We start from the raw sequence: 25,659 nt of genomic DNA on the forward strand, positions 1-25,659 counted from the left end.
GCGCAGTTCATGATACCGGAGCGGGATGAGGAAACGCGTCTGCGGTTTTCGACCCGCGTCCCGCTTGAACTCAAGTAATCGGCAGCGCCCGTATACTCGGGCGCCACCTTACCGTTCGGTCTTAGCGCGCGAGGATGTCGCGCATCTCGACGATGTTGGAGCGGACGCGCAGCGTATAGAAGCCCATCGTCGCCAGATGCGTCGGCATGATCCAGCCGGCTTCCTCGCCATTGGAGATGATCCATGGCTGGATGCGGAGTGCTGCCCGCAGTTGCTTGATCGTTTCCGTCCAGATCGGCAACAGGCCGCGCTGGGCGACGACGTTGTCGAAGTCGGCACCGGCGGCCGAAAGGATGCCGTAGTAGCCGTAGAGCTGGCCATAGGCGAACCAGAAGCGGTCATCCGCACGCGTGTCGAACCAGCCGCCATTGTGGTTTTCCGAGCGCTCGCGCAGGATCGCCGAGGTGTTGCCGAGGTCGTTGGCGACACGGTCGAGGAACTCGACGAGGTTATCGGAGCGGCCGTCGAAAATCGCCTCACACTTGCTGAGCGAGGTGTTGAAGGACCTCAGATCCTTCATCGCCGCGCGATAGAAGCTCGGCGTCGGAGTTTTCGGACCGAACGGGTTGATCCCGAAATACCAGGTCTCTTCATCGAACTGCATGTTGCCGCGCGCGCTCTGCAGGGCGTTGTTGATGCCCGAGGTGCCGCGCATGCGACCGAGCGAATCGACGAGCTCCACAGAGGTACGGCGGATCGCCTGGTTGACCCCGCGCTGGAACGACGCCTTGTTGTCGAGCCAGGGCGTGTCGTCCCAGTCGAGCCCGAAGAGGCCGACCTTGTAGAGCAGCATCGACGAGATCCAGGCATTCTCGTTGACATTGAAATCGATGAGGTCGGCGGTGACATCGACGATCGCCGACGTCTGGCACACGGTGCCGGCCGGCAGTTGAGCGGCCGCGAGCGCCTCCGGCGTCGATTCCATCGGCTGCGTTGCGACACCCGCAAGGTTGTTGGCAGTGCCGCCGGTCGTCGATTGTCCCGTCGACGTCGCACCGGGGCCGCTCATCGGCGAGCCGGCGGGCACCTTGCGCTCTGCCAGCTTGTACTGGTCGATGTAGTCTTCGTTGAAGTTCGTCCAGGCCTGGGTCTGCCAGATGAAGTAGCCGTAGAACAGGACCAGACCGATGAGGATGAGGCCGATCGGCCCCTTGAGCAGCCAGCTGCGCTGCCGGTACCAGTTGCCCGCCGCCACGAAGGGCCAAAGCAGCCAGGCAACGACGAGCCCGATGCCGCGCCCGATCGCGGTGAAAACACGCTGGAAAAACGCAACGATCGGATCGAACATGTCCTATTCCTCTCTGAGCCCATAGAGCTTGTGGCGGAAGGCCGCCTTGTCTTTCAGATATGTGCCGGTCAGCGTCGCCACAACATACTCCTTGAAGGTTTCGCTATAACGCTCGTAGGCGTCGTAGAAACCCTGCTTGTCGAAGACGAAGCGCGAGACGAAATCGCGGGGCACGAGCTGGGATATCAGCCGGTTGACCAGCCATTGGTCCGGATGGGTGGGTGCTGCGCGCACCAACATGAAGCGATTTGCCGGCGCCACGTCCTGCATCCTGATCGTGCCGGTGGCAGCGACCGTGCGGATCATCTCCTGCAGGAACGGATAGGCGCCGTCTTTTGCGACCGCGGCGGCATATCGGTGCATCCAGGTCTGCAGCCAGATCCGGTCGGCATTGGCAAGATCGGCCGTCGGGTCGCTCTCGTTGATCAGCCCGCGCACCACCATGTCTGCGCGGTGCTGATAGAGCCCGGAATCCTCGACCCAGGAGGCCTGCGGCAGTTGCAGCCGCTTGGTCGAGGCGAGGAAATCGTAGATCCGGGCGTGATCGTTTATGGCGATATAGCTCACCTGCCAGGGCCGCGAGCGGCGGAAGCCTGGCACCGAGGGGTCGCAGATGACTGTCGTCGTCTTGTCGTCGAGAAAGACATAGACGCCGCCGAAATGATTGGCCCAGAAGGCTTCGTGATGGAAGACGAGCTGATCCGGCACCAGTGCGTTCTGGCGGATATCGCCGGTCTGCTTGGCAAGCTCGACCATGCGCGTCAGCATCTCGTCGTCGGCCCAGGCCGTCGGCACCTTCTTCAAGCGGTCGACGAGACCACGCAGTTCGGCCGCCTTGCCGAGCATGTCCTCGGCCGAAAGCACCCGGAACCGCACCTCGTTGATCGACAAGAGATCGTCGATGTCGTTTACGACCGAGACCGAATCCTCGATCTCGCCATAGAGCGCATCCTTGATGGTAATCGCGTTGATCGCACGGCTGTTGGCGTTGAAGAACTCGTGCATCAGCGCGGCCGTGTTGGAAAAGCTCGTATGCACGACCGGCAGCTCCGCCTGCTCCGGCGTCATGATGATGAAGCGGCGGTTGACCCGGTTCGGATCGAGGTAGTCACGATCCCCCAGTTCCTCGGCGATCTCCGGCGAAAAGCCGGTCATGTCGATGCTGAACTGGGTCAGCGCCGTCGGTCGCAGGCCAAACCCTTCGAGCGCCTTGTTGTAGCGCGCGATCAGATGCGGCTCGGAGATATCGAGCAGCCGTCCATAGATGAGTTCCGCTTCAAGCAGGCGTTTCATCGGTCATTCCTAGCATCACCCCTGCCACCGGCCGTCGCGTTTCATCGCCTCGATCTCGCGGATCGCCTTTTCGCGCTGGCGCTCGCGGCGGATGATGTCGGTGACGGCGGCATCGTCCGACTTGTCGGTGTAGCGGAATTCGCTGTCGGCGTAGCGGTTGATCTCCTGCAGCACCATGTCGATGGTGATCGGACCCCGCAGTGCCTCGATCATCGCTTTCTTCTCGTCATAGCCCTTGTGCATGAAGGAGCCGGCGTCCTTGAACCAGTCATCCGGCAGTTCCACGTCCATTGCTCTCAGCTTGATCGCGTCGGTGATGTTCTTGATCGCCCGACCGGTAAAGCGCGGCTCGGCGTCCTTGATCATGTGCAGATAGGCGCCGACATCGGCAAGCGAGGCGATCGCGCCCTTCTCCTTCTCGTAACGGTCCCAGACAGCGACGAGGCCATCTTCCTTCGGCCGCGCGTGCTCAGCATAGGACTGAGCAACCGCGCGTTTGATCTCCTGCCCCTCGAAAAGCTGGTGCTCGCCAAGCGGGATCTTGTGGTTCTTGCCGACGAGCAGCGCGAAGATGTCGATGTAGTCGCCTTCGGTCTGCGGCCCGTCGACCAGCCAGCGGGCGCCAGCGCGCTGGCGCAGCGCGTCGTCGACATTCTCCGGGTAGTTGGAGAACATGCCGAAGGTGCAGTTGCCGCGCACCACGGTAGAGGCGCCGGCAAAGCTCTCCATCAACACCGCCGTCACCTCGTGCTGGCCGGCAGAGGCTCGATCGTCGGAGCGCTTCGCCGCCACCTGGTCGACATCGTCGATCGTGCCGAAACCGATCGCCCGCGGATTGATGACGTTGTTGACGAACTCCTTGCAGTTCTGCCCGGACTTGCCCTGATAGGAGGAGATCTGGTCGACGCCGAAGTTCTCGTAGTGGAAGGCGTAGCCGGCGATCTCGCTATAGTCGTTGAGCATGCCGGCCAGCATCTGGATCAGGATCGTCTTGCCGGTGCCCGGCATGCCGTCGCCGATGAAGGTGAAGAGGAAGCCGCCGAGCTCGACGAACGGGTTCATCTGCCGGTCGAAGTCGTAGGCCATCAGCATCTTGGCAAGCTTCAGCGCCTGATACTTGGCGATGTGGTTGCCGATGATCTCCTCGGGCTTCTTGAAGGTCATGACCAGTGGCTTGCGCTTCTGGCCGGGTGCGACGTCCAAACCGTTCAGCGTAAAATCGTCCTGGTCGAGCCGGATATGCACGGTCTCGAAGCTCTGCAGCCCGGTAAAGCGCGCCTTGCGGGCAATCAGCCCTTCGATCGCCACACGCGAGAAGGCCCGCGCCCGGGCGGTCAGCGCCAGATCATCGGGGGCCCCGGCAAGACCACGATCGAGCGCCGAAATCAGGCTCTTCAGCGCGTCCTGCGGCGTGTCGAACAGGAAGTCGGGCTCGACAGCATCGTCGACCGGCTCGCCCTCGCCCGCCAGGGTCGCGCCGAGATAGGCAGCGAGTGTGAAGGCCGCGACGTAAGCCGAGGCCGACAGCAGCGCCTTGAACTGGTTCGCCTCCTCTCCGCCAAGCGGCGAGGTGGCGTTCTTCGCCTGCAGCTGTTCGAGGCTCGTCTGGCGGGCAAAGACATCGACGACGGCCAGCGCCACCTGGATGCCGCGGCGCGTCCGGTAGAGCACGGCGTGCTGGGCCGGAGAGAACATCGGGTCGCCCTGGCGCACCGCCTGGATCGTCTTCGTCAGCTCCACCTCGCGCGTGCGCCGCTGGCCGCCAGTCGAAACTGTCGACACGAAGCGCCGGCCGGTGCCGGCAAGCGACGTTCCGGCGGCGGCATCTTCCCGCTCCAGGATAATGAGCTTCGTCACCAACCCTTGCGCCACCGCCTGGTGCTTGGCGATATCGTCCTCGTGCAGCGTCGTCAGGCCTGTATTGAGTGTCATCGTCAAACCTCGCTCACGACCTGATTGCCCGAAATGACGTGGACCTTGTAGTCGCCGAAGACCTGTTCCGCCTCGCCGGCGGCATAGAGCGCCTGATAGGCGTCGTGCGGCACCAGCGCGTGCTTCTCGTAGGAAGAAACCCCCATGCGCGTCGCTTCCAGATTGGCGGTGTCGATGTGGAATTCTTCCTGCGCCGGGGTCGACGACCAGAAGCCGCGCTTGGCCGGCCGCTCCGATTTCGAGAAGACCTCCTGCACCGTCCAGGTCAGGAGCCAGGCGTTCTCGGTCTTGCGTACCTTCGAGAGGATGTCGTTGATGCGCGCATTGTTCTCGGTGATCCCGGCCGAGTAGAACGGCCCGAGCACGATGCGGCGCAACTGCTTCGGATGCAGCTCGTCAAAATCCTTGTCGAGATTGGTGGCGATCGTCACCGGTGTCAGCGAATAGCTGCTGTTCTTGGACGCAAAATCGTCAAAGCGGCTGGCAAGCTCCGGATTGAGCAGGCCGCCAACCGGCAGTGGAATTTCCACCTGCGGGTTGAGCTTGCCATCAGCGGTCACCAGCATGTCGACGATCTTTTCCGAGGAATCCTCGATCGTCGCCATGTAGACCATCGGCAGAGTATTGGCCCCGTCGAAGGCGCCCCAGCTCACGATGTAATAGGGCCGCATCGTCTTGGAATTGACGGCGACACGGATGGTCTCCGGCAGGATGAAGGGCGAAAAGATCTCGCCCTTGCCGATCTGCTCCAGATAGAGCCGCTCGGCCATGCGCGTCTGCAGCGCTTCTGGAAAGGCCTTCTGCCTCAAGATGAAGTCGACCATCTCGTCACGCAGCGCATCGGCCGATGGAATATCGGCCAGGCGCTTCGTCGCCGTCTGGCGATCGTTCTCCAGTTCCAGCACGTTCTGAAAGACGGGAAAGCCACTTTCGGCGCGCGAAATCCGGAACTGGTCGACGAAGCCGATCCGGTTCTCCCAGCAGTCGATCGAGGCCTTCAACCGGCCAAGATAGGGAACGATCACTTCACCGACGACGGTGTTGCGATAGAGCGGCGAGTTGCGGTCGCCGAGAAAGAGCTCAAGCCCGGCGAGTGCGGCGTGGATCGACGCGAAATACTGTGCGACAGCGGATGAAGCCGCGACCTTCATGCAAATCCCCGTGGCGCGTGCCGAAAGGCAAACTCGGTTCGGATCATGCGCCGCCCGTTCACTGCTTCACGTAATTGGCAGTGTTGTGCTTGTCCATGACAGCCTGGAAGCGGCGGGCAAAGGCATCGTCTGCCAGCTTCTTGCGGCGCTGGATATCCTGCGTTGAAAGCATGTTCTTTTCATGCATTTCCAGGAGATCGCCGATGTGGCGTTGCGCTGCGGCACCGATGCCGGCCATCGTCTCCTCGGCGGCCGTGTCGACCTGGCTGCCGAGCGTGTTGATCTTGTGCGCGACGTCCTGCTGGGCGGCGGTCTTCAGCGAATCTTCCAGCGCCTTGTAGAGCACGATGCGCTGCTCCGTATCGATCGTCAGCTTGTTGATCAGCGTGTTCTGCGCGGCGATCTGGTTGTTGAGCGAATCGACGAAGGTCTGGAACATCGAGGTATAGCGCTCGAGCGTCTGGCTCTCGGCCAGCAGTTCCTGCTCCTTGGCCTGCTTCTCGTTATATTCGGTCGCAAGCGCGGAGCGCTCGCCTTCGAGCTCGGTGCGCACCTTCTGCTCGGTCGAGGCGGCGATGCGGTTTTCGATGTCGAGCAGCAGCGGGTTCAGTTCCTCGATGCGCTTCTGCACCGCTTCGAGGTTCGCCATCGTGCCCTTGCGGCGCTCGATCACCTGGATCAGGCTCTGCTCCGAAGTCTTGTAGCGCTGGTCGAGGATCGACTTCTGTTCCTTGAGGATGCCGACGATCATGTCGGACTTGGAAAGCAGTTCCTGCAGGTTGCCGGCAAGCGACATGTTGCGCACGCGGTCGGTGCGCATGCGCTGCATCTTCTGCTTGGAGAAGATGCCGATGAACTTCTCGTAGCCCGTATAGTTCTTCATGCTCTCGAATTCGGAGCCGAAGACATTGGTCGCGTCTTCGAGGCCGATGATCAGGTCGGCGATGTTCGCTTCCATCACCTTTTGCTGGTTGATCACGTCCTGGATGCGGGCATTCTCGATGTCGAAGTTGACGTCGCCGAGCTTGGTTTCGGCCTTGGCGAACTGTTCGAGCACGACACCTGATTGTTCGAGCTTGCCGCGCATCTGCTCGACCACGCCCTTCGTCTTTTCGATCTCCGCGTCAAAATTCTGAAGAGTCGCCATGCCCTGCCCCTCGGTCCACCGTGGCGATATCCGCCAGCCCGGCTGAATTATTCAGCCTTCGATTGCAGTTATATAAAGGGTGTTTACCGAAAGAGAACAAGCCTTTCCCGGCAGCTTTTTGATCAGCCACCACAGCGAAGTGCTTGAGATATCGACGGCATTGCCGCGCGCAGGTCCAGGAAAGATGGGAAACGGCTTTCCGTCCGGGGTTTGCGTCGTCCCTATTTGGCAGCCGGCGACGCCTTCAAATAGGCAATCACGTCGGCGATGTCCTGCGGCTTCTTCAGACCGGCAAAAGCCATCTTGGTGGCACCGACCATTGCCTTGGGGCTCAGCAGGTATTCGCTCAACGTCGCCTCGTCCCAGACGCGACCCTCAGCACCAAAGGCCTTCATTGCATCGGAGTAGTTATAGTCGGCGACGGATGCGGCCGGACGTCCGACGACACCCATGAGGCTTGGGCCGACGCGGTTTGTCGGCTCGCTTGCCGTGTGACAGGCCGCGCATTTGCGAAAGACGGCAGCGCCAGCCGTAGCGTCGCCGCCGGCATGGGCGACCGTTGCGCCAAGACAGAGCGTGATGGAAAGGCTGGTGACGAGACGCAACATCGAAGACCCCTGGCGTGCGATAGAGGCGAAGAATGGCATCGCGCGCGTGGCGGTTTCAAGCCGCCACGACGCCGCACTCACTCGCAGCGCATCAGGTCGTCCCAATGGCGCCGGCAATAGGAGACATATTTCTCGTTGCCGCCAACCTCGACCTGGGCGCCCTCGCGCGCGACCTTGCCCTCACCGTCCAGGCGCACGACCATCGTCGCCTTGCGGCCGCAATGGCAGATGGTGCGCACCTCGCGCAGCTCGTCGGCAATCGCCAGCAGCGCCATCGAGCCCGGAAACAGCTTGCCCTGGAAATCCGTACGCAGACCATAGGCCATGACCGGAATGCCGATGCGGTCGGCGACGCGGGCGAGCTGCCAGACCTGCCCCTCATTGAGGAACTGCGCCTCGTCGACAAAGATGCAGGCGATCTCGCCTTCGCCATCCGAGTGCAACCGATCGATCAGCCCATAGAGATCGTCGTCGCCGTGAAAGGGAATGGCGTCCGCACCAAGACCAATGCGCGAGGAAATGCGGCCGACGCCGCCCCGGTCGTCATGGGCGGCGATCAGCATCACCACGCGCATGCCGCGCTCCTGGTAGTTGTAGGAGGCTTGCAGGAGCATCGTGCTCTTGCCCGCATTCATCGTCGCATAGCTGAAATAGAGTTTGGCCATAGTCACCGCGTCCGGTTTTTCCGTTTTTTGGGTAATGACGAGGCTTGGCCGGGAAGGCCAGAGCCCGTTTGCAGCACCCACAGTTTTTCGGCGGACTAGACTATTTCGTGGACATTGCGACATCGAGCGTCGCATCGTGCACCCCGCCAGCATATTGACGCAATACACTTCCTCCGACATCAAAGCGCTTGAATTCGCTATCCAATGGTGTTTGGCTAAAACAATAATCGAGGCAGGGGAACGACAACGATGAAAAAACGACTCTCTCTCAAACTGATACTGGCAGGCGCCGTTTCGGTCGTCGCCATCACCGCTCAGCAGGCTGCAGCTGCCGAGCCGGAAAGCTGTGGCACCGTCCGTTTCTCCGACGTCGGATGGACGGATATCACCGCAACCACTGCCACCGTTTCCACCGTTCTAAAGGGCCTCGGCTACCAGACCGACATCAAGGTTCTCTCGGTTCCGGTCACCTACACCTCGCTCAAGAACAAGGACATCGACGTCTTCCTCGGCAACTGGATGCCGACCCAGGAAAACGATGTTCGTCCCTTCCTCGACGACAAGTCGGTCGAATCCTTCGGGCCGAACCTGGTCGGTGCCAAGTACACGCTGGCGACCAACGCCAAGGGCGCCGAGCTCGGCATCAAGGACTTCAAGGATATCGCCACCAAGAAGACCGAACTCGACGGCAAGATCTACGGCATCGAGCCGGGTAATGACGGCAACCGCCTGATCATCGACATGGTCGACAAGGATACCTTCGGCCTCAAGGGCTTCGAAGTGGTCGAATCCTCCGAGCAGGGCATGCTGGCGCAGGTCGCCCGTGCCGAAAAGGACGGCGCGCCGGTCGTCTTCCTCGGCTGGGAACCGCATCCGATGAATGCCAACTTCAAGCTGACCTATCTTTCGGGTGGCGACGACATCTTCGGCGCCAATTTCGGCGGCGCGGAAGTCTTCACCAATGTGCGCGCCGGCTACACCACCGAGTGCCCCAACGTCGGCAAGCTTTTGACCAACCTCAAGTTCTCGCTCCAGATGGAAAACGAGATCATGGGCAAGATCCTGAACGACGGCCAGGAGCCGGACAAGGCGGCCGAGGAATGGCTGAAGGCCAACCCGACTGCCGTCGATCCGTGGCTCGCCGGCGTGACCGCCAAGGATGGCGGCGACGGCTTGGCCGCAGTCAAGGCCGCGCTCGGCCTCTGATCGGCATCAAGGCGGGGAATGACCCCGCCTTTTTTCACCGCGTCATGCGCTCCTTTTTGACCTGACGAGACGGATTACCTTCGTGGAATATCTGACCGATAACCGCATCCCCATCGGCGGCTGGGCCAAGGCATTCGTCGACTGGCTGACGACGAATTTCGATTTCTTCTTCGACCAGCTCGCCCGCTTCCTTCAGGCCGTCGCCGACTCGCTGCTCTGGGTGCTTTATGCCCCGCACCCGCTGATCGTCGTCGCCGTCATCACCGGGCTCGCCTGGTGGTTCCGCCGTTCGATCGGCATAACGCTGTTCACCGGCCTGGGCCTGCTCCTGATCATCAACCAGGGCTACTGGAAGGAAACGACGGAAACCCTGGCGCTTGTGCTCGCTGCCACCGCCGTGAGCATGGCCGTCGGCGTGCCGCTCGGCATCGCAGCCGCCCGTCGCCCATGGGTCTACGCCGTCATGCGGCCGATCCTCGACCTGATGCAGACGATCCCGACCTTCGTTTATCTGATCCCGGCGCTGATCCTCTTCGGCCTCGGCATGGTTCCGGGTCTGATCGCGACCGTGATCTTCGCCATTCCCGCACCGATCCGGCTGACGCGCCTCGGCATCATCTCGACGCCGCCGTCGCTGGTGGAAGCCGCACAGGCCTTCGGCGCGACGCCCGGCCAGGTATTGCGCAAGGTGGAGCTGCCCTTTGCCATGCCGCAGATCATGGCTGGCCTCACCCAGACCATCATGCTGTCGCTGTCGATGGTGGTTATCGCCGCGCTCGTCGGCGCCAGCGGCCTCGGCGTTCCGGTCGTGAGAGCCTTGAACACGGTCAACATCGCCAAGGGCTTCGAAGCTGGCCTTTGCATCGTCATCCTGGCGATCATTCTCGACCGCCTTTTCCGCTCGTCCGACGAAGGAGAAGGCGCATGACCAACGCCGTCGTTTTCAAGAATGTCGACATCATCTTCGGCAACAACCCTCAAGTCGCGCTGCAGATGGTCGACCAGGGCAAGACCCGCGACGAGATCGGCGCCGAAACCGGCCTCGTGCTCGGCGTCGCCGGCGCCTCGCTCGAAATCACCGAGGGCGAGATCCTCGTGCTGATGGGGCTTTCGGGCTCCGGCAAGTCGACGCTGCTTCGCGCGGTCAACGGCCTTGCCCCGGTCGTGCGGGGCGACGTCGAGGTGAAGACCGCAAATGGTGCGCTCAATCCCTATCGAACCAGTCCGAAGTCGCTGCGCGACTTCCGCATGCACACGGTCTCGATGGTGTTTCAGCAGTTCGCGCTTCTGCCCTGGCGCACCGTCGCCGACAATGTCGGCTTCGGGCTTGAGCTTGCCGGCATGCCGGACGCCGAACGCAAGGCGCGCGTCGGCGAACAGCTCGAACTCGTCAATCTCTCGAAATGGGCGGGTCGCAAGGTCAACGAGCTTTCAGGCGGCATGCAGCAGCGCGTCGGGCTTGCCCGCGCCTTTGCGACCGGTGCACCGATCCTGTTGATGGACGAGCCGTTCTCGGCCCTCGACCCCTTGATCCGCACCCGCCTGCAGGACGAGTTGCTGGAGTTCCAGCGGCGGCTGAAGAAGACCATCATCTTCGTCAGCCACGATCTCGACGAGGCCTTCCGCATCGGCAACCGCATCGCCATCATGGAGGGCGGGCGCATCATCCAGTGCGGCACGCCGCAAGATATCGTCAAGAACCCGGCCAACCAGTATGTCGCCGATTTCGTCCAGCACATGAACCCGATCACCATGCTGACGGCGAAAGACGTGATGCAGACCGGCGTCCAGCGCGGATTGACTGTTGCCGGCGTGACCGCGACGGCCAAGCCCACGACACCGCTCGTCGACATCCTCGACGCCATGTCCCGCCAGCCGGGCAGCATCGGGGTCGTCGACAACGGTTCCGTCGTCGGTACGATCGACGCCCAGGATATCGTCCAGGGACTGACGCGCCACCGCAACAAAAGTTGACGAAGCCGCTCAACAAGCCAATAAAAGCCCGGAGCGTCGTTCCGGGCTTTTTTCGTCCCGGCGACGACCGCATGGCAGGAAAAGGGAAAGACCATGAGCGACAAGCCGAACGTTCTGCGCGACACCGATAACGAAGCCCGCACGCTGGCCCGCACGCTTCTGCGGGGCGCGCGCAGCGCATCGCTTGCGGCGATCGAGCCGGAGAGCGGCGGCTTCCCCTTCGTCAGCCGCGTGCTCGTCGGCATGGATGTCGACGGGGTGCCCGTCATCCTGATCTCGAAACTGTCGACACACACGCAGGCGCTGCTGGCCGACGCCAGGGCCTCGCTCCTGACCGGCGAGCCTGGCAAGGGCGACCCCCTCGCCCATCCTCGCCTGACCGTGCAATGCACCGCCGAACAGGTTGCGCGCGACAGCGAAGCGCATATCCGCATCCGCGAGCGATTCGTCCGCCGCCACCCCAAGTCGAAACTTTACGTCGATTTTCCCGATTTCGGCTTCTTCCGGCTGTCGCCGCTGCGTGCCAGTCTCAACGGCGGCTTCGGCCGCGCCTATGTCTTGACCGCCGAAGACCTTCTGATCGACACGCCTGCCATCGCCTCGCTCGCCGCGATGGAGGCGAACGCGATCGATCACATGAATACGGATCATTCTGACGCAGTTCAGCGCTATGCGGTGAAGCTCTGCAAGGCACCGGAAGGCAACTGGAAAGTCGTGGGTATCGACGCCGCGGGGCTCGATCTTGCAGATGGCGATCAGCTAAAACGCCTTGAGTTCCCGACACCTATCGAAGATAGTTCCAATTTACGGGCAATTTTGCGTGAACTTAACGGTTAATCGCTGGAGAGCTACCCCCATTTCTTGCAGTAGGTGGTTGCCCTTTTATGCATCACGACTAATTATCTTGCTTCGTCAACCATAACTACGTGTGATGTAATTTTCGCATGGAGCACGCAATGCAGCCACTTTCGCCTGAAAAACACGATGAAGCCGAGGTAGCAGCCGGTTTCCTCTCGGCCATGGCAAATCCTAAGCGCCTCCTCATCCTCGATTCCCTCGTGAAGGAAGAGATGGCAGTCGGCGCATTGGCCAACAAGGTTGGGCTGAGCCAGTCGGCTCTCTCCCAGCATCTTTCTAAGCTCCGTGCTCAGAATCTCGTCAGCACCCGTCGCGATGCGCAGACGATTTACTATTCGAGCTCATCCGACGCGGTCATGCGGATTCTAGGCACGCTCAATCAAATCTACGGTGACGACCAGAGCGCCACTGCAGAAAAGACTCCGGTCCGTAAATCGGCCTGATATTCGGTCCGCATCTGCGGACCCGTTCGAACAGCCCCACACGAGAAATCGCGCGGGGCTTATTCTTTGGCGGATAGTCTTCCCAGTTTGCACGCGAAAGGTGCCGGCGCTTGCTGGCATTTACCGAGCCTTGAGACTTCCGGGGCACGATGCGCCGCGACAGAATCAGCCGGAAAGCGGACATCGGGATATGCGTGACAAGGTCCGCTGGGGCATCGCCGGAACCGGCACGATCGCAAACAGTCTTGCCTCGGACTTCCGCTTCGCAACCCATGCGAGCCTCGTCGCCGTCTCGTCCCGCAGCGCGCAGAAGGCCGAGAGCTTCGCTGGGCGTTTCGGCGGCATCCGCGGCTATCAGGGCATCGAGGCACTGGCGGCCTCTCCCGATATCGACGCGATCTACGTCGCCTCACCCAATGCTGAGCACCTTCAACAGACCACCCTCGCCTTGGCCGCCGGCAAAGCCGTTCTCGTCGAAAAGCCGCTGACGACGTCGTCGTCCGACGCGCGCACGCTTGCAAACGCCGCTGCCGCCGGCAGCACCTTCGCCATGGAAGCGTTGTGGACCTGTTTCCTTCCGGCGATTTCCAGGGGTCGCGAACTGCTCACGGCCGGAACGCTCGGCGCGATCCGCCATGTCCGGGCGGACCTCGCCTACGAGAAACCGTTCGATGCCGGCAGCCGGTTCTTCGATCCGGTGCTCGGCGGCGGGTCGATGCTCGACCTCGGCATTTATCCGATCGCCCTTTGCCTCAATCTGTTCGGGCACCCCGGGTCCGTCGATGGCACATGGAAGCGCGCGCCGACCGGCGTCGACAGTTCAGCCAAGATCAAGCTGGCCTATGACGGCTTTGACGCTGAACTGGGCTGCGGCTTCGATCGAAACGGGCACAATCGCTTCGTTATCGAGGGCGAGCGCGGCACGCTGGTCATCGACACACCGTTTCTGAAGGCAAGCCGCCTCTTCGTTTCCACCGGCGGCGCGGCGCGCAAGCTACTGGCTTTCAACGGAAAAACGGCCTACCGGCTGGCCCGGCATATCCCCCTGCCCGGCCTTACCCGCCACGATCATCACTTCCCCGGGAGCGGCCTGCAATTCGAGATCGAGGCAGCAAGCGCGGCGATTCTCGAGGGCCGCAGCGAACATCCGTTGATGCCGCTATCGGCCAGCATAAAGGCCCTGGAAATCATCGAGACGGTCCGCTCAAGGACACCTGAGGCAGGCTAGTTCTACCTCGAAACGGAACGCAAAACGTGGCCGACGCTGCGCCTCTAGAGGTCGAGCGGACGGTAGTCCCGCCAGCCGCCGTTGAGCGCCAACACCACCTCCGTCAGATGTCGCGCCGTCGCGCCGGAGAAAAACGGTGTTTCGCCGCCTTTGAGCGCCTGCGCCTGCACTGCAATGCCGCGCACGAAATCGATCTGCGACGGAAAGGCCGGAAGCGCACTTGCCGATGGCGCCGTCGGATAGCGCATCTTCGTTCCGGGATAGAGCCGAAGCGGAAGCTTGCGGCCGAGTTTCCACTCCAGCCAGTCGAGCCCGCGATGCAGGAGCGGCCGCTTCGCCCCGAAGATCTCCAGATGGATCGGCGAGCGATTGTCCCAGAGATCGCGAACGGCGATCATGCCCTTTTCGCCGATGATCGTCAGCGAGCGGTCGCGCGGCGCCGCCAGGCCGCAGGTGACCCGCGCCGTCAGGCCGGAGCGGAACGTCAGGCAACCCACGGAAAAATCGGGCCCGAGCGCCAGCGTCTCGGTTCCCGGCCCCTTGTCCGGAAAGGTCAGCGCCGAGACGGCACTGACTTCGGCGACCGGGCCGAAGAGCGAGACAAGCCAGCTTGCTGCATAACCCGCATGTTCGAGCGTGCAGCCGACCTCGAATTCATGCACGCCCGGCCAGCGGGCGCCCGAGCGGCTGCGCCAGGCGCGCCAGTTGGCCTTGAACACCGGGCCATCTTCCATCTCGGCATAGACAAGCCGCGGCGTGCCAATGGCACCGTCCGCAAGCAGACGGGCGCAGAGCGCCTGCGCGTCGCTGAGCCCATTGGCCGGTGCACCGGCCAGAACAAGCCCCTTGGCCCTTGCCAGGTCGACGAGTTCGCTCGCCTGCTCCACCGTCATCGCCAGGGGCTTTTCGCAATAGACGTGCTTTCCGGCCGAAAGCGCCCGGCAATTTACGGTATAGTGGCTCTCCGGCGTCGTCAGATTGACGACGATCGACACCGCGGGATCGGCAAGCACGGCGTCGAGCGAGGCATAGGGCGAAACCTTCCAGTAGCGTGCGAACGCGTCGAGGCGCTCGGCATCGCGGTCCCAGACGCCGGTGAGCCGCAGCTCCGGATGGTTGGCAAGCGTCGTCATGTAATAGTCGGCGACGAAGCCGGTTCCGACAAAGGCAATCCCGGTCACGCTTTCAGTCTCCTATCGAGCGTCAGCCAGGAACGACGCGACGTAAACGAGCGGCGCATTCCAGTTGATGGCGATTTCGTTGGACCCATAGGCTTCGATATCGTCGACATAGCAGGTTTGCGGCGCGCAACCGCGCAGCCGCTCCCTGGCGATGTCGTCGACAAAGGTCGAGTTCGGACCGCCGGCAAGCGAACCGACGGGCGGATTTGGCAGCTGCGGATCGCGCTGACGGGCATACCAGCGGCTGTGCTGGTTCTGCGGCGAGCGGCTGCCATAGCCGGTTATGTAGGAAAGCCCCATCGCATTGCGCCCGAGGATGTAGTCCATGCCCTCGCGCGCGCCGTCGAGAAAGACCCTGTCGCCGGAGAGATCATAGGCGGCCGACAGCACGACGATGTTCTGCAGCATCAACTGGTTCGATCCCCAGTCGTAGCGGCGCTCGTTCGGCCGGTAGACGATACCGAATGGCTCCGCCTGTTGCAGCGACAGCAGGTGCTGAGCGCTCGTGAGCACCGAATTGCGGATCGTTTCCTGATCGACCGCCGGCAGAGCCCTGCCATAAAGGGCGAGTTGCAGTCGCGCGAAGCCGGCAACGTCGCGCCAGTTGAAAGCGCCGCCGGGCGAAAACACATCCGCCTCCCAGAGCGGCGAGGCCCGCAGGGTCTTGAGATATTCGCCGTTGCCGGTCGTCAGATAAAGCTCGGTCGCCGCCCAGAAAAGCTCGTCGGAAATGCTGTCGTCGTCGTAGTCGCCGCCGCCGCCGAACCCATCGGACTTGGGGGCAAGGAGCGCCGGATTTGCATTCGCCGCCACCCACGCCTTGCGCGCCGCCGAAAGCAGCCGCGCGGAAAATGTCGGGTTATGCTCGGCAAAGAGCCGCGCGCCCTGGGCAGCCACCGCCGCAACATCGAGCGTCGCCGCGGTCGAGGGGCGGTAAAGCGCGCGCGGCTGCGGGTCGTCGCCCGGCAGCATAGGCGCGGCGGTCCAGGCCGTATCGTGGATCTTGTGGTGCACCATGCCGGCGAGCGGCTCGCCGTCCGGGACCATCATCCGCAGCAGGAACTCCAGCTCCCAGCGCGCCTCGTCGAGAATATCCGGAAGGCCATTGCCGTTTTCCGGAATGCGCGACAGCCCGTCGCGCATCACCGCCGATGTGGGCGCAAACGTCAGGCCGCGTTCGTAGGCGGCGAGCAGTTGCGCAGCAGCCAGCGCTCCGGTCACCGCATATTTGCCGTGGTCGCCCGCGTCATACCAGCCGCCGGTCACGTCCAGTTGGTAGGAACAGGACCAACCGCCATAGACCGCCTCGGCCTGCGCGCCGCCAAGGCACGGAACCGCCTTGTCGCCCTGGTTCGGCGCGACGCCGACATGGCCGGCCGATCGGGCATAGGCCTTGCCGGCGATCGCCCCCCTGATCTCGATCCCGCTTCTTTGCGGGTAGAACCAGGATAGCGCATCGACCCGCAACCGCGTGTAGAGATCCTCGCCGATCGAAAAGCGGTCGCTTGCCCAGTCGCCGGACACCAGTCGATAGCCGTCGCCCGGCGTCTTGAACGCTGAGAAGTCCGCAACCTGCGTCTCGACCCCGGCCGTCGGATCGAAACCGTGGGGCTGCGTCTTGCCCTTGCCGACGATCCTGTCCGCAGAATCCAACAGTCGAAAATCGATGGGTTGTTTCGCATCGGCGACAAAGGTCGCCCGCTTCGGGCCATCCGTGAGGTAGCCGAGCTGGTTGACGCGAATGGCCGGCCCTTCGGCCGCCCGCCGCGCCGCCGGCGAGGAAGCCCCGCTCGCCACCAGCGAGACGTCGTCGAGGCAGACACGGCCGCCCTCGCCGCCGCCAAGCGGAAAAACGAGCTGCGCTTCGTCCGGCTCCTGCCCCGCGAACTCCGCCGAAAAAAGGCTGCCTTCCGGCGTGCCTTCCATCGTGAATTCGTCCACCATGGTCCAGGGATCGGCGGCGCGCTGCACCCTTGCCTGGACGCTGCGCGCCGGCTCGGCGATCACCCTCATCGACAAACGGTAGATGCGACCGGGCTCGAGTTTCAAGCCATTGGTGCCGATGAGTTGGCTCCAGGCTTCACCGCCCCGCGCAGCCTCGACGCAAAGCCGGCCGTTCTCGCGCGCGAACGTCAGTCCGTCGCTCGCCCAGAACATGTCCTGTCTTCTGTCAAAGTGGCCGTCAGCAATCAGTTCGGCGCCCCTTGCCAGGCCCGGCAGGAAGAGCACGGCAATCGCCGCGTGTGCTATCCCGAACCTCGACACGTTTCCAACTCCGAACTCGCCGGCCACCCAAAAGGCGCCACGGAGCCGACAAGCCATGGCAGCAGAGCGTTGCCGCAAACAAGTTAAGCTTGAGAAAAGATCCGGCGGCGCGGCGAAATTTCGCTGTCGCCAAGACCCGTCGCGACCTGTCTGGCGGACCGGTGCGAGGCTTGACGCGCCTCGGCGCCCTGATAGTTTGACCAAAGGGTAAAAATTTGGGCGGCAGCACCGCCCGGACGACAAGAGAGACCGAGGAGAACTGGAATGTCGAACCGCCTTAACACGCCGAACGACCTGCGTGCTTTCTGGATGCCGTTCACTGCGAACCGGCAGTTCAAGAAGGAACCGCGCCTCTTCGTCGGCGCCAAGGACATGCACTACACGACCCATGACGGCCGCACGGTACTGGACGGCACGGCGGGTCTGTGGTGCGTCAACGCCGGCCATTGTCGCCCGAAGATCACCGAGGCGATCCGTGAGCAGGCGGGCGAGCTCGACTATGCGCCGGCCTTCCAGCTCGGCCACCCCAAGGCCTTCGAACTGGCAAACCGCCTAGTCGACATCGCGCCCGAGGGCATGAACCACGTTCTCTACACCAACTCTGGCTCGGAATCGGTAGATACGGCGCTTAAAGTTGCACTCGCCTATCACCGCGCCAAGGGCGACGGCTCGCGATTCCGCCTGATTGGTCGCGAGCGCGGCTATCACGGCGTCAACTTCGGCGGCATTTCGGTCGGCGGCATCGTCTCCAACCGCAAGATGTTCGGCACGCTTCTGACCGGCGTCGACCATATGCCGCACACCCACTTGCCGGCCCAGAATGGCTTCACCCGCGGCGAGCCCGAGCATGGCGGCGATATCGCGACCGAACTCGAGCGTATCGTTACGCTGCATGACGCCTCCACCATCGCAGCCGTCATCGTCGAACCGGTGGCCGGCTCCACCGGCGTGCTGATCCCGCCGAAGGGCTACCTGCAGAAACTGCGCGAGATCTGCACCAAGCACGGCATCCTGCTGATTTTCGATGAAGTCATCACCGGTTTCGGCCGCCTCGGCACGCCGTTTGCCGCGCAGTATTTCGACGTGAAGCCGGATATCATCACGACCGCAAAGGGTCTCACCAACGGCGTCATCCCGATGGGTGCGGTCTTCGTCACCTCCGAGATCCATGATGCCTTCATGAATGGCCCGGAGCACATGATCGAGTTCTTCCACGGCTACACCTATTCGGGCAACCCGATCGCCTCGGCCGCCGCCCTCGGCACGCTCGACACCTACAAGGAAGAGGGCCTCTTGACCCGCGCCGCCGAGTTGGCGCCCTATTGGGAAGAGGGCCTGCACTCGCTGAAGGACTGCCCGCATGTCATCGACATCCGCAATCTCGGCCTGATCGGCGCGATCGAGCTTCAGCCGATCGCCGGCGAGCCGACGAAGCGCGCTTTCTCCGCCTTCCTCAAGGCCTATGAGAGCGGCCTCTTGATCCGCACCACCGGCGACATCATTGCGCTGTCACCGCCGCTGATCATCAGCAAGGCAGAAATCGACGAGCTGTTCGGCAAGCTGCGCGCCGTTCTCAACAGCAATATCTAAGCAGGCCTCGTCGAGACCGTCAGAACCCTTTCCCCGGCAACGGGGGAAGGGTTACTCTTATCCGCAACAATGAAACCAAGCGTCGTCCCGCCGAGAGAGCATCCGGGGCGCGTATAAGAAATGGAGTTGCCTCATGTCCGAAGCGCTGGAACGCTATATCGATCAGGGCGTCGGACGCGAGCCGGCTGACATCGTCTTGAAGGGCGGGCAGTTCTTCGATCTCGTCACCGGCGAACTGGTCGCCTCCGACATCGCGATCTCCGGCGACCGCATCGTCGGCACCTTCGGCAGCTACGAGGGGCGCGAGGAAATCGACATCACGGGCCGCATCGTCGTGCCCGGTTTCATCGACACCCATCTGCACATCGAATCCTCGCTGGTCACGCCGCACGAATTCGACCGCTGCGTCCTGCCGCTCGGCATCACCACCGTCGTCTGCGACCCGCACGAGATCGCCAACGTGCTCGGCACCGAGGGCATCGAGTATTTCCTGGATTCGGCGCTCGAGACCATCATGGACGTCCGCGTCCAGCTCTCCTCCTGCGTGCCGGCGACGCATCTGGAAACGTCGGGCGCCGACCTGCCGATCGAACGTCTCCTGCCCTTCCGCCACCATCCGAAAGTCATCGGCCTTGCCGAGTTCATGAACTTTCCGGGTGTTGTGCACAAGGACCCGGTCTGCCTCGCCAAGCTCGATGCCTTCCAGGGCGCCCATATCGACGGTCATGCTCCACTGCTTTCGGGCAAGGACCTGAACGGCTATCTGGCAGCCGGCATCCGCACCGATCATGAATGCACCAGCGCTGAAGAAGCCATGGAGAAGATCCGCAAGGGCATGCACATCCTCGTGCGCGAGGGCTCGGTCTCCAAGGACCTGCATGCGCTGATGCCCATCATCACCGAGCGGCTGTCGCCGCACCTGGCGCTCTGCACCGACGACCGCAACCCGCTCGACATCGCCGAGCAGGGTCACCTCGACCATATGATCCGCACGGCGATATCCGCCGGCGTCGAGCCGCTGGCGATCTACCGCGCCGCCTCGATCTCGGCTGCCCGCGCCTTCGGGCTACGCGACCGCGGCCTGGTCGCGCCCGGCTGGCGCGCCGATCTCGTGGTCATCGACAGCCTGGAAAACTGCAAGGCCGAAACGGTGTTCTCCGGTGGCCGCCGCGTCACCGACGCGCTCTTTGCCACCCGCAATCCGGTCGCGCCCGTTGGGCTCGACAGCGTCAAGGCCGGCCAAGTCCATGCCAGCGCCTTCGGCATTCCGGTCGCAGACGGCGACACCTCGGTCATCGGCGTTCTGCCCGGCAAGATCATCACCGAGCACCGCCGCTACCGCCTGCCGGCGGTCGGCAACCAGACCGGCGTCGATCTCGGCCGCGACATCATCAAGGTCGCCGTCATCGAACGCCACGGCGTCAACGGCAACCATGCCAATGGCTTCGTGCAGGGGTTCGGGCTGAAGAAGGGCGCGATCGCCTCGACCGTCGGCCATGACAGCCACAACATCTGCGTCGTCGGCGTCAACGACGAGGACATGGCGATCGCCGCCAACCGGCTCGGCGAGATCAAGGGCGGTTTCGTCGTCGTCGAGGACGGCAAGGTGACCGGCGAGATCGCGCTTCCGGTCGCAGGCCTGATGAGCCTCGAGCCCTATGAGAGCGTCCGTGACACGCTGCACGACCTGCGCCACGCCGCCTTCGCGCTCGGCGCAACGCTGGAGGAGCCGTTCCTGCAGCTCGCCTTCCTGCCGCTGCCGGTCATCCCGCATCTGAAGATCTCGGATCGCGGGCTGGTCGATGTCGACAAGTTCATGCTGATCGGGTGATTGGCGGCGGCACTCAGTTGTCGGCCACGGCGGGCGCCAGTTCCTTGCGGAAATAGACGACGCGCTCCGTCTCCTCGAAGCCAAGCGCCATGTGCAGGCTTTGGCTCCTCAGATTGTCGGTCGCCGTGTCGGAGGCGAGTTCCTGGCAGCCCCGGCTTGTCGCCCAGCGTTCGACCGCGGTGATCAGGGCGCGCGCCACGCCGCGACGGCGGTAGGCGGGCAAGACGTAAATGCCTTCGAGGAAGCCGACGGGCGAGGTCTCGCAGCCGTTGACGTAATCGTGGCGGATCGACGCTTCAGCGAAACCGGCAGCGACGCCGGCTTCGTCCTCGCAAAGGAACGAAGCGTAGCGGTCGCCCTCCGCGAGACTGGATTCGACTTCGGCGCGATGATCCGCCGCCGGTGTATCCGGCCAGAGCGCCAGACGCATCTCGACCCAGCGGCCGATGGTTTCGCCATCCATCAACAATACGCGCATCAGAACTTCCCTGAGAAGGCCGACAGTCCGGCAACCCTGATGCTACCGGCTTCAAGCCGTGCCGGATATCCGGGCAATTCCAGGGGCTCAACCGCCGACGGCGCCAGAAACTCCAGCGGTTCCCGGGTGAGATTGAAGACGAAGAGCAGCCGGTCGCCGTCTTTCTCGCGAACAAAGGCCAGGAGATCGCTGTTCGTGTCGAGGAACCGCATCGTGCCATCGCTGAGCGCAGGCTGCGATCGGCGGAAGGCGAGCGTCGCGCGATAGTGATCGAGCACCGTGTCCCCGGTCTGCTGGGCGTCGACCGAAAGCCGCCGATGGTCCTCGGGCACCGGCAGCCACGGCTTGCCGGCGGTAAAGCCGGCATTGGCCGCCGCGTGCTCCCAAACCATCGGTGTGCGGCATCCGTCGCGGCCCTTATAGGAGGGCCAGAAACGGATGCCATATGGATCGCGCAGATCCTCGAAAGCAAGCTCCGCCTCCGGCAGCCCCAGTTCCTCGCCCTGATAAAGGCAGATCGAGCCGCGCAGGCTGGAAAGCAGTGTGATCGCCAGCCGCGCCACCCTCTCCCGCTCCGCTTCATTGCGGGCAAAGCGGCTGACATGGCGCGTCACGTCGTGGTTGGAAAAGGCCCAGCAGACCCAGCCATCGGTCACCGCCTCCTGGAAGTTCTCGACACAGCGGCGGATATGGGTCGCGGTAAAGTCCGGCCCCAGGAGGTCAAAGGTATAGCACATGTTGAGCTTGTCGCCGCCGCTGGTATAGGCGGCCACGGTCTTCAGCGAGCGGGCGCCGTCGCCCACCTCGCCGACGGTCATGCGGCCTTCGTAGCGATCAAGCAACGCCCGAAACCGCGCGAGGAAGGCGATGTTTTCCGGCTGGCTCTTGTCGTGGAGATGATCCTGCATGCCGTAGGGGTTCACGTCGGGCGCATCGTTGCTGGTGGCATCCGGATCCGGCACGAGCGGCGGGTTGTCCCGCAAGTGCTTGTCGTGGAAGTAGAAGTTCACCGTATCGAGACGGAAGCCGTCGACCCCGCGGTCGAGCCAGAAGCGGGCAGCATCGAGCACCGCGTCCTGAACTTCGGGATTGTGAAAGTTGAGGTCCGGCTGCGAGCCTAAGAAGTTGTGCATGTAATACTGCTTGCGCACCCCGTCCCATTCCCAGGCCGGTCCGCCGAAGATCGACAGCCAGTTGTTGGGCGCCGTGCCGTCCGGCTTAGGATCGGCCCAGACATACCAGTCCGCCTTCCCGTTCGTTCGGCTGGAGCGGCTTTCGACAAACCAGGGATGGCGATCGGCGGTGTGGGAGATCACCTGGTCGATGATCACTTTCAGGCCAAGACGATGGGCCTCGCCAAGCATCTCGTCGAAATCGGCGAGTGTTCCGAACATCGGATCGACGTCGCAGTAATCCGAGACGTCGTAGCCCATGTCGGCCTGCGGCGAGGTGAAGAACGGCGACAGCCAGATCGCATCGACGCCGAGCGAGGCGATGTGCGGCAACCTGCGGGTGACACCCTTGAGATCGCCGATGCCGTCGTCGTCGGTATCCTGGAACGAGCGCGGATAGACCTGATAGATCACCGCACCGCGCCACCAATCGTTGCCCGATACCTGCCGAGACGCCATGTAAGCCCCCTGAAGACGGTCTGTCGCGCAAAGGTGTAGCGTTGCCCGGCACCGGAGTAAACGCCATTCACCGCCACGCACGGATCGCCACCAAACAGCCGGAAACTATCTCTTGCCGAGAACGATCGAGACCCTTATCCCGTCTCAGGCGAAATCTTGTGAGGAGGAAAGTCGTTGGCCGGAAAGATGCTTGCGATCGGAGAGTGCATGGTCGAGCTCATGCAGGCGGAAGGCGGGCTCTTGCGCAAAGGCTATGCCGGCGACACGTTCAACGCCGCCTATTATGCGCGGCTCTTCATGCCTGCTGATTGGACCGTCGCCTATTGCTCCGCCGTCGGCACCGACACGGTTTCCGACGAGATGCTGGCCTTCATGGCGGAAAAAGCGATCGACACCTCGGCCGTCCGCCGCATCGAGAACCGCTCGGCAGGCCTCTATATGATCCATCTGAAGGACGGCGAGCGCAGCTTCTCCTACTGGCGCTCGCACTCGGCTGCCAAGCTGCTTGCCGACGACGCCGAGCACCTCAGACGCGCGATCGAAAGCTCCGACCTCATCCTCTTCTCCGGCATCACGCTGGCGATCCTTGCGCCCAATGCCGTAGAAACGCTGCTGTCGGAGCTGCGCCGCGCCAAGGCTGCCGGCAAGGCGGTGGTCTTCGACCCGAACATTCGCCCGCGTCTCTGGGACGATGCCGAGCGCATGCGCCGCACGCTGACCGACGGTGCCCGCGCCGCGACCCTGGTGATGCCGAGCTTCGACGACGAGATGACCCATTTCGGCGATGCATCGATCGACGCGACGATTGCCCGTTACAAGAGCCTGGGCGCCACCAACCTCGTCGTCAAGGATGGCGAGAAGGGTGTGACGCTCGCCTTCGGCGATGCCCCGGTTGAGCATGTGCCGGCGACCCCGGTCGAGCGCGTCGTCGATACGACCAGTGCCGGCGACAGCTTCAACGGCGCCTTCGTCTCCCGCCTGGTGGCGGGCGACAAGCCGGCCCAGGCCGCCACCTTTGCGGCAAGCGTCGCTGCCGGCGTCATCGGCCATCACGGCGCGCTCGTGGCGCGGGAGAAGCTGCCTTCCGCGTGAGCGGCAGGTCACTTTTCAGGAACTTTAGGAAGGATGCAGACGGAAAGCCTGTTTGGTTTTCCGCTCCCTCTTTAGCGGCGCTTCTTCGCCTTGGACTCGTACGGGTTGTCGCCCGAACGGAAGTGCATGCGGATCGGCACGCCCGGCAGGTCGAAATCGTTGCGCAGACCGTTGATCAGGTAGCGCACGTAGGATTCCGGCAGCGCGTCCGGCCGCGTGCAGGAGATCATGAAGCCCGGTGGGCGCGCCTTCACCTGGGTCATGTACTTGAGCTTGAGCCGGCGACCGGAAACGGCCGGTGGCGGATGCTGAACCGTCTGCGATTCCAGCCAGCGGTTGAGCCGTGCGGTGGAGATGCGGCGGTTCCAGGTCTTGTCGGTCTCGATGATCGCCTGCATCAGCCGGTCGAGGCCGTAGCCGGTGTGACCGGAAATCGGCACGGCACGGATGCCGCGGGCCTGCGGCAACAGCCGCTCGGTCTTTTCGCGAAGATCGGCAAGCACCGCCTGCCAATCCTCGACCAGGTCCCACTTGTTGAAGGCGAGAACGGCCGCCCGGCCTTCGCGCAGCACGAGGTCGACGATCTGCAGATCCTGCTTCTCGAAGGGAATGGTTGCATCAAAGACGATGACCACCGTTTCGGCAAAGCGGATGGCGCGCAGCGCGTCCGCGACCGAGAGCTTCTCGAGCTTCTCCTGCACCTTCGCCTTGCGGCGCATGCCGGCGGTGTCGAACATCTTGATGGTCCGGCCACGCCATTCCCATTCCACGGAAATGGAATCGCGGGTGATACCGGCTTCCGGACCCGTCAGCAGCCGGTCTTCGCCGAGGAAGCGGTTGATCAGCGTCGACTTGCCGGCATTCGGACGGCCGACGATCGCCACCCGCAGCGGCTTGGTCTCGTCATAGGCGGTCTCCACCTCTTCGTCTTCACCGTCGTCCTTGAACGTGGGGCGCAGATCGATATCGGTTTCGGCCACGTCGTCTTCCGGCGGGTAGGCCCGGTCTTCGCCGATCGCAGCGACGATCGCGTCGCGCAGATCGAGCATGCCCTGGCCGTGTTCGGCCGAGATCGGGCACGGCTCGCCAAGGCCGAGCGTGAAGGCATCGTAGAAGCCACCATCGGAACCGCGTGCTTCCGACTTGTTGGCGACCAGCACCACCGGCTTGCCGCGGCGGCGCAGCATTTCGGCAAGCGTCTCGTCTGCCGGCGTCAGTCCGCCCTTTGCGTCAACCAGGAACAGCGAAAGATCGGCTTCGTCGATCGCGGCCTCGGTCTGCGCCCACATTCGCCCCTGCAGCGTGTCGGGTCCCGATTGCTCGAGACCGGCCGTGTCGATGATGCGGAAGCGCAGATCGATCAACTTGGCGTCCCCCGGGCGACGGTCGCGGGTGACACCCGGCGTATCGTCGACGAGCGCCAGCTTCTTGCCGACCAGGCGGTTGAACAAGGTGGACTTGCCGACATTGGGACGCCCGACGATGGCGACGGTGAAGCTCATGGATCTATCCGTTTCCGCTTGGAGCGCTGCTGCCAACAAGGCGGCTGCGCTCATAAATTCGTTTTCTGCCGCATCGGGCAGCGACAGTTCCAGCAGGAACTGTTGCGATTGTACTCGGCAATCCCGAACGCAAAACCGCTTAAGCACTTTTGCTGGAACTGCTTGCCTTGTCTCTCACAGTTCCGGGCGCAAAACCGCTGAGCACTTTTGCTGGAACTGCTTTAAACGCTTTAGCG

At 63.1% G+C, this 25,659-nt stretch carries 21 protein-coding genes; 9 read left to right on the forward strand and 12 right to left on the reverse strand.

The genetic code is table 11. The features are described 5' to 3' along the window. Positions 1–121: 121 nt before the first annotated feature. From IB263_RS11650 to IB263_RS11680, 7 genes are all read right to left on the reverse strand, one after another. Positions 122–1,348: a DUF2333 family protein gene (locus IB263_RS11650; RefSeq protein WP_192438517.1), complete on the reverse strand. Its 1,227-nt coding sequence runs from the start codon at positions 1,346–1,348 to the stop codon at positions 122–124. Between the two features lie 3 nt (positions 1,349–1,351). Then, on the reverse strand, positions 1,352–2,641 hold the full coding sequence (locus tag IB263_RS11655; protein WP_060581717.1) for a DUF6638 family protein: 1,290 nt from the start codon (positions 2,639–2,641) through the stop codon (positions 1,352–1,354). Positions 2,642–2,656: 15 nt separating this feature from the next. Beyond that, a complete protein-coding gene (locus IB263_RS11660) occupies positions 2,657–4,573 on the reverse strand; it encodes an AAA family ATPase (RefSeq protein ID WP_192438518.1) in 1,917 nt (638 codons plus the stop codon). A gap of 2 nt (positions 4,574–4,575) precedes the next feature. After that, on the reverse strand, positions 4,576–5,724 hold the full coding sequence (locus tag IB263_RS11665) for a hypothetical protein (protein ID WP_034788914.1): 1,149 nt from the start codon (positions 5,722–5,724) through the stop codon (positions 4,576–4,578). Between the two features lie 58 nt (positions 5,725–5,782). Further along, entirely contained in the window at positions 5,783–6,871 is a 1,089-nt protein-coding gene (locus IB263_RS11670; protein WP_060606673.1) for a hypothetical protein, read from the reverse strand. Between the two features lie 221 nt (positions 6,872–7,092). Further along, positions 7,093–7,479 carry a cytochrome c family protein gene (locus IB263_RS11675; protein WP_192438519.1) on the reverse strand — a complete coding sequence of 129 codons (387 nt, stop codon included), beginning with the start codon at positions 7,477–7,479 and terminating at the stop codon, positions 7,093–7,095. A 77-nt stretch (positions 7,480–7,556) separates the two neighbouring features. Further along, on the reverse strand, positions 7,557–8,144 hold the full coding sequence (locus IB263_RS11680; RefSeq protein WP_034788924.1) for a thymidine kinase: 588 nt from the start codon (positions 8,142–8,144) through the stop codon (positions 7,557–7,559). Positions 8,145–8,393: 249 nt separating this feature from the next. Between IB263_RS11680 and IB263_RS11685 the strand changes: the two genes are divergently transcribed. The 6 genes from IB263_RS11685 (at position 8,394) to IB263_RS11710 (ending at position 13,853) form a co-directional block, all read left to right on the forward strand. Beyond that, the gene (locus IB263_RS11685; protein ID WP_034788927.1) at positions 8,394–9,350 is read left to right on the forward strand and encodes a choline ABC transporter substrate-binding protein; all 957 of its coding nucleotides are present in this window, start codon (positions 8,394–8,396) and stop codon (positions 9,348–9,350) included. Between the two features lie 82 nt (positions 9,351–9,432). Beyond that, on the forward strand, positions 9,433–10,278 hold the full coding sequence (choW, locus tag IB263_RS11690; protein ID WP_034788930.1) for a choline ABC transporter permease subunit: 846 nt from the start codon (positions 9,433–9,435) through the stop codon (positions 10,276–10,278). Further along, positions 10,275–11,324 carry a choline ABC transporter ATP-binding protein gene (gene choV / locus IB263_RS11695; protein WP_192438520.1) on the forward strand — a complete coding sequence of 350 codons (1,050 nt, stop codon included), beginning with the start codon at positions 10,275–10,277 and terminating at the stop codon, positions 11,322–11,324. Before choW ends, choV begins: the two co-directional genes overlap by 4 nt. 93 nt (positions 11,325–11,417) lie before the next feature. Next, a complete protein-coding gene (locus IB263_RS11700) occupies positions 11,418–12,161 on the forward strand; it encodes a HugZ family protein (RefSeq protein ID WP_060518950.1) in 744 nt (247 codons plus the stop codon). Between the two features lie 119 nt (positions 12,162–12,280). Then, positions 12,281–12,625: a helix-turn-helix transcriptional regulator gene (locus tag IB263_RS11705; protein ID WP_034788940.1), complete on the forward strand. Its 345-nt coding sequence runs from the start codon at positions 12,281–12,283 to the stop codon at positions 12,623–12,625. Positions 12,626–12,815: 190 nt separating this feature from the next. After that, the gene (locus IB263_RS11710) at positions 12,816–13,853 is read left to right on the forward strand and encodes a Gfo/Idh/MocA family protein (protein ID WP_192438521.1); all 1,038 of its coding nucleotides are present in this window, start codon (positions 12,816–12,818) and stop codon (positions 13,851–13,853) included. A 44-nt stretch (positions 13,854–13,897) separates the two neighbouring features. Here the strand turns inward: IB263_RS11710 and IB263_RS11715 are convergent, their stop codons facing one another. Then, positions 13,898–14,986 carry a Gfo/Idh/MocA family protein gene (locus tag IB263_RS11715; protein WP_210338257.1) on the reverse strand — a complete coding sequence of 363 codons (1,089 nt, stop codon included), beginning with the start codon at positions 14,984–14,986 and terminating at the stop codon, positions 13,898–13,900. A gap of 60 nt (positions 14,987–15,046) precedes the next feature. Continuing rightward, complete coding sequence (locus IB263_RS11720; protein WP_192438522.1) at positions 15,047–17,299, reverse strand: glycoside hydrolase family 9 protein; 2,253 nt, start codon at positions 17,297–17,299, stop codon at positions 15,047–15,049. A gap of 264 nt (positions 17,300–17,563) precedes the next feature. On the opposite strand from IB263_RS11720, the gene IB263_RS11725 reads away from it, so the two are divergent. Both IB263_RS11725 and ade read left to right on the forward strand, forming a co-directional pair. After that, positions 17,564–18,889 (forward strand): aspartate aminotransferase family protein, encoded by a 1,326-nt coding sequence (locus tag IB263_RS11725; RefSeq protein ID WP_034788948.1) that lies wholly within the window; start codon positions 17,564–17,566, stop codon positions 18,887–18,889. 133 nt (positions 18,890–19,022) lie between these two features. Continuing rightward, positions 19,023–20,720: an adenine deaminase gene (gene ade, locus IB263_RS11730; RefSeq protein ID WP_192438523.1), complete on the forward strand. Its 1,698-nt coding sequence runs from the start codon at positions 19,023–19,025 to the stop codon at positions 20,718–20,720. A gap of 13 nt (positions 20,721–20,733) precedes the next feature. On the opposite strand, the gene aac(6') is transcribed toward ade, so the two are convergent. Next, positions 20,734–21,198, reverse strand: a complete 465-nt coding sequence (aac(6'), locus tag IB263_RS11735; protein ID WP_051659141.1) for an aminoglycoside 6'-N-acetyltransferase — start codon at positions 21,196–21,198, stop codon at positions 20,734–20,736. Further along, positions 21,198–22,829 carry an alpha-glucosidase family protein gene (locus IB263_RS11740; protein ID WP_192438524.1) on the reverse strand — a complete coding sequence of 544 codons (1,632 nt, stop codon included), beginning with the start codon at positions 22,827–22,829 and terminating at the stop codon, positions 21,198–21,200. Before IB263_RS11740 ends, aac(6') begins: the two co-directional genes overlap by 1 nt. Positions 22,830–23,003: 174 nt before the next feature. Between IB263_RS11740 and IB263_RS11745 the strand changes: the two genes are divergently transcribed. Continuing rightward, positions 23,004–23,921, forward strand: a complete 918-nt coding sequence (locus IB263_RS11745) for a sugar kinase (protein WP_192438525.1) — start codon at positions 23,004–23,006, stop codon at positions 23,919–23,921. Between the two features lie 71 nt (positions 23,922–23,992). Here the strand turns inward: IB263_RS11745 and der are convergent, their stop codons facing one another. Next, positions 23,993–25,423, reverse strand: coding sequence for a ribosome biogenesis GTPase Der (gene der, locus IB263_RS11750; RefSeq protein WP_060609311.1), 1,431 nt, complete (start codon positions 25,421–25,423; stop codon positions 23,993–23,995). Positions 25,424–25,659 lie beyond the last annotated feature (236 nt).

The organism is Ensifer sp. ENS03 (assembly GCF_014852035.1).
In the GTDB taxonomy this organism is placed as follows: domain Bacteria; phylum Pseudomonadota; class Alphaproteobacteria; order Rhizobiales; family Rhizobiaceae; genus Ensifer; species Ensifer adhaerens.

Bases quoted from the DNA above. Each gene is read 5' to 3' on its own strand.
- IB263_RS11705 (WP_034788940.1), top strand. From the start codon at position 12,281: ATGCAGCCACTTTCGCCTGAAAAACACGATGAAGCCGAGGTAGCAGCC.
- IB263_RS11675 (WP_192438519.1), bottom strand. From the start codon at position 7,479: ATGTTGCGTCTCGTCACCAGCCTTTCCATCACGCTCTGTCTTGGCGCA.
- ade (WP_192438523.1), top strand. From the start codon at position 19,023: ATGTCCGAAGCGCTGGAACGCTATATCGATCAGGGCGTCGGACGCGAG.
- IB263_RS11660 (WP_192438518.1), bottom strand. From the start codon at position 4,573: ATGACACTCAATACAGGCCTGACGACGCTGCACGAGGACGATATCGCC.
- IB263_RS11710 (WP_192438521.1), top strand. From the start codon at position 12,816: ATGCGTGACAAGGTCCGCTGGGGCATCGCCGGAACCGGCACGATCGCA.
- IB263_RS11665 (WP_034788914.1), bottom strand. From the start codon at position 5,724: ATGAAGGTCGCGGCTTCATCCGCTGTCGCACAGTATTTCGCGTCGATC.
- IB263_RS11655 (WP_060581717.1), bottom strand. From the start codon at position 2,641: ATGAAACGCCTGCTTGAAGCGGAACTCATCTATGGACGGCTGCTCGAT.
- IB263_RS11650 (WP_192438517.1), bottom strand. From the start codon at position 1,348: ATGTTCGATCCGATCGTTGCGTTTTTCCAGCGTGTTTTCACCGCGATC.
- IB263_RS11740 (WP_192438524.1), bottom strand. From the start codon at position 22,829: ATGGCGTCTCGGCAGGTATCGGGCAACGATTGGTGGCGCGGTGCGGTG.
- IB263_RS11680 (WP_034788924.1), bottom strand. From the start codon at position 8,144: ATGGCCAAACTCTATTTCAGCTATGCGACGATGAATGCGGGCAAGAGC.
- choV (WP_192438520.1), top strand. From the start codon at position 10,275: ATGACCAACGCCGTCGTTTTCAAGAATGTCGACATCATCTTCGGCAAC.
- IB263_RS11725 (WP_034788948.1), top strand. From the start codon at position 17,564: ATGTCGAACCGCCTTAACACGCCGAACGACCTGCGTGCTTTCTGGATG.
- IB263_RS11670 (WP_060606673.1), bottom strand. From the start codon at position 6,871: ATGGCGACTCTTCAGAATTTTGACGCGGAGATCGAAAAGACGAAGGGC.
- IB263_RS11700 (WP_060518950.1), top strand. From the start codon at position 11,418: ATGAGCGACAAGCCGAACGTTCTGCGCGACACCGATAACGAAGCCCGC.
- IB263_RS11685 (WP_034788927.1), top strand. From the start codon at position 8,394: ATGAAAAAACGACTCTCTCTCAAACTGATACTGGCAGGCGCCGTTTCG.
- IB263_RS11715 (WP_210338257.1), bottom strand. From the start codon at position 14,986: ATGACGACGCTTGCCAACCATCCGGAGCTGCGGCTCACCGGCGTCTGG.
- der (WP_060609311.1), bottom strand. From the start codon at position 25,423: ATGAGCTTCACCGTCGCCATCGTCGGGCGTCCCAATGTCGGCAAGTCC.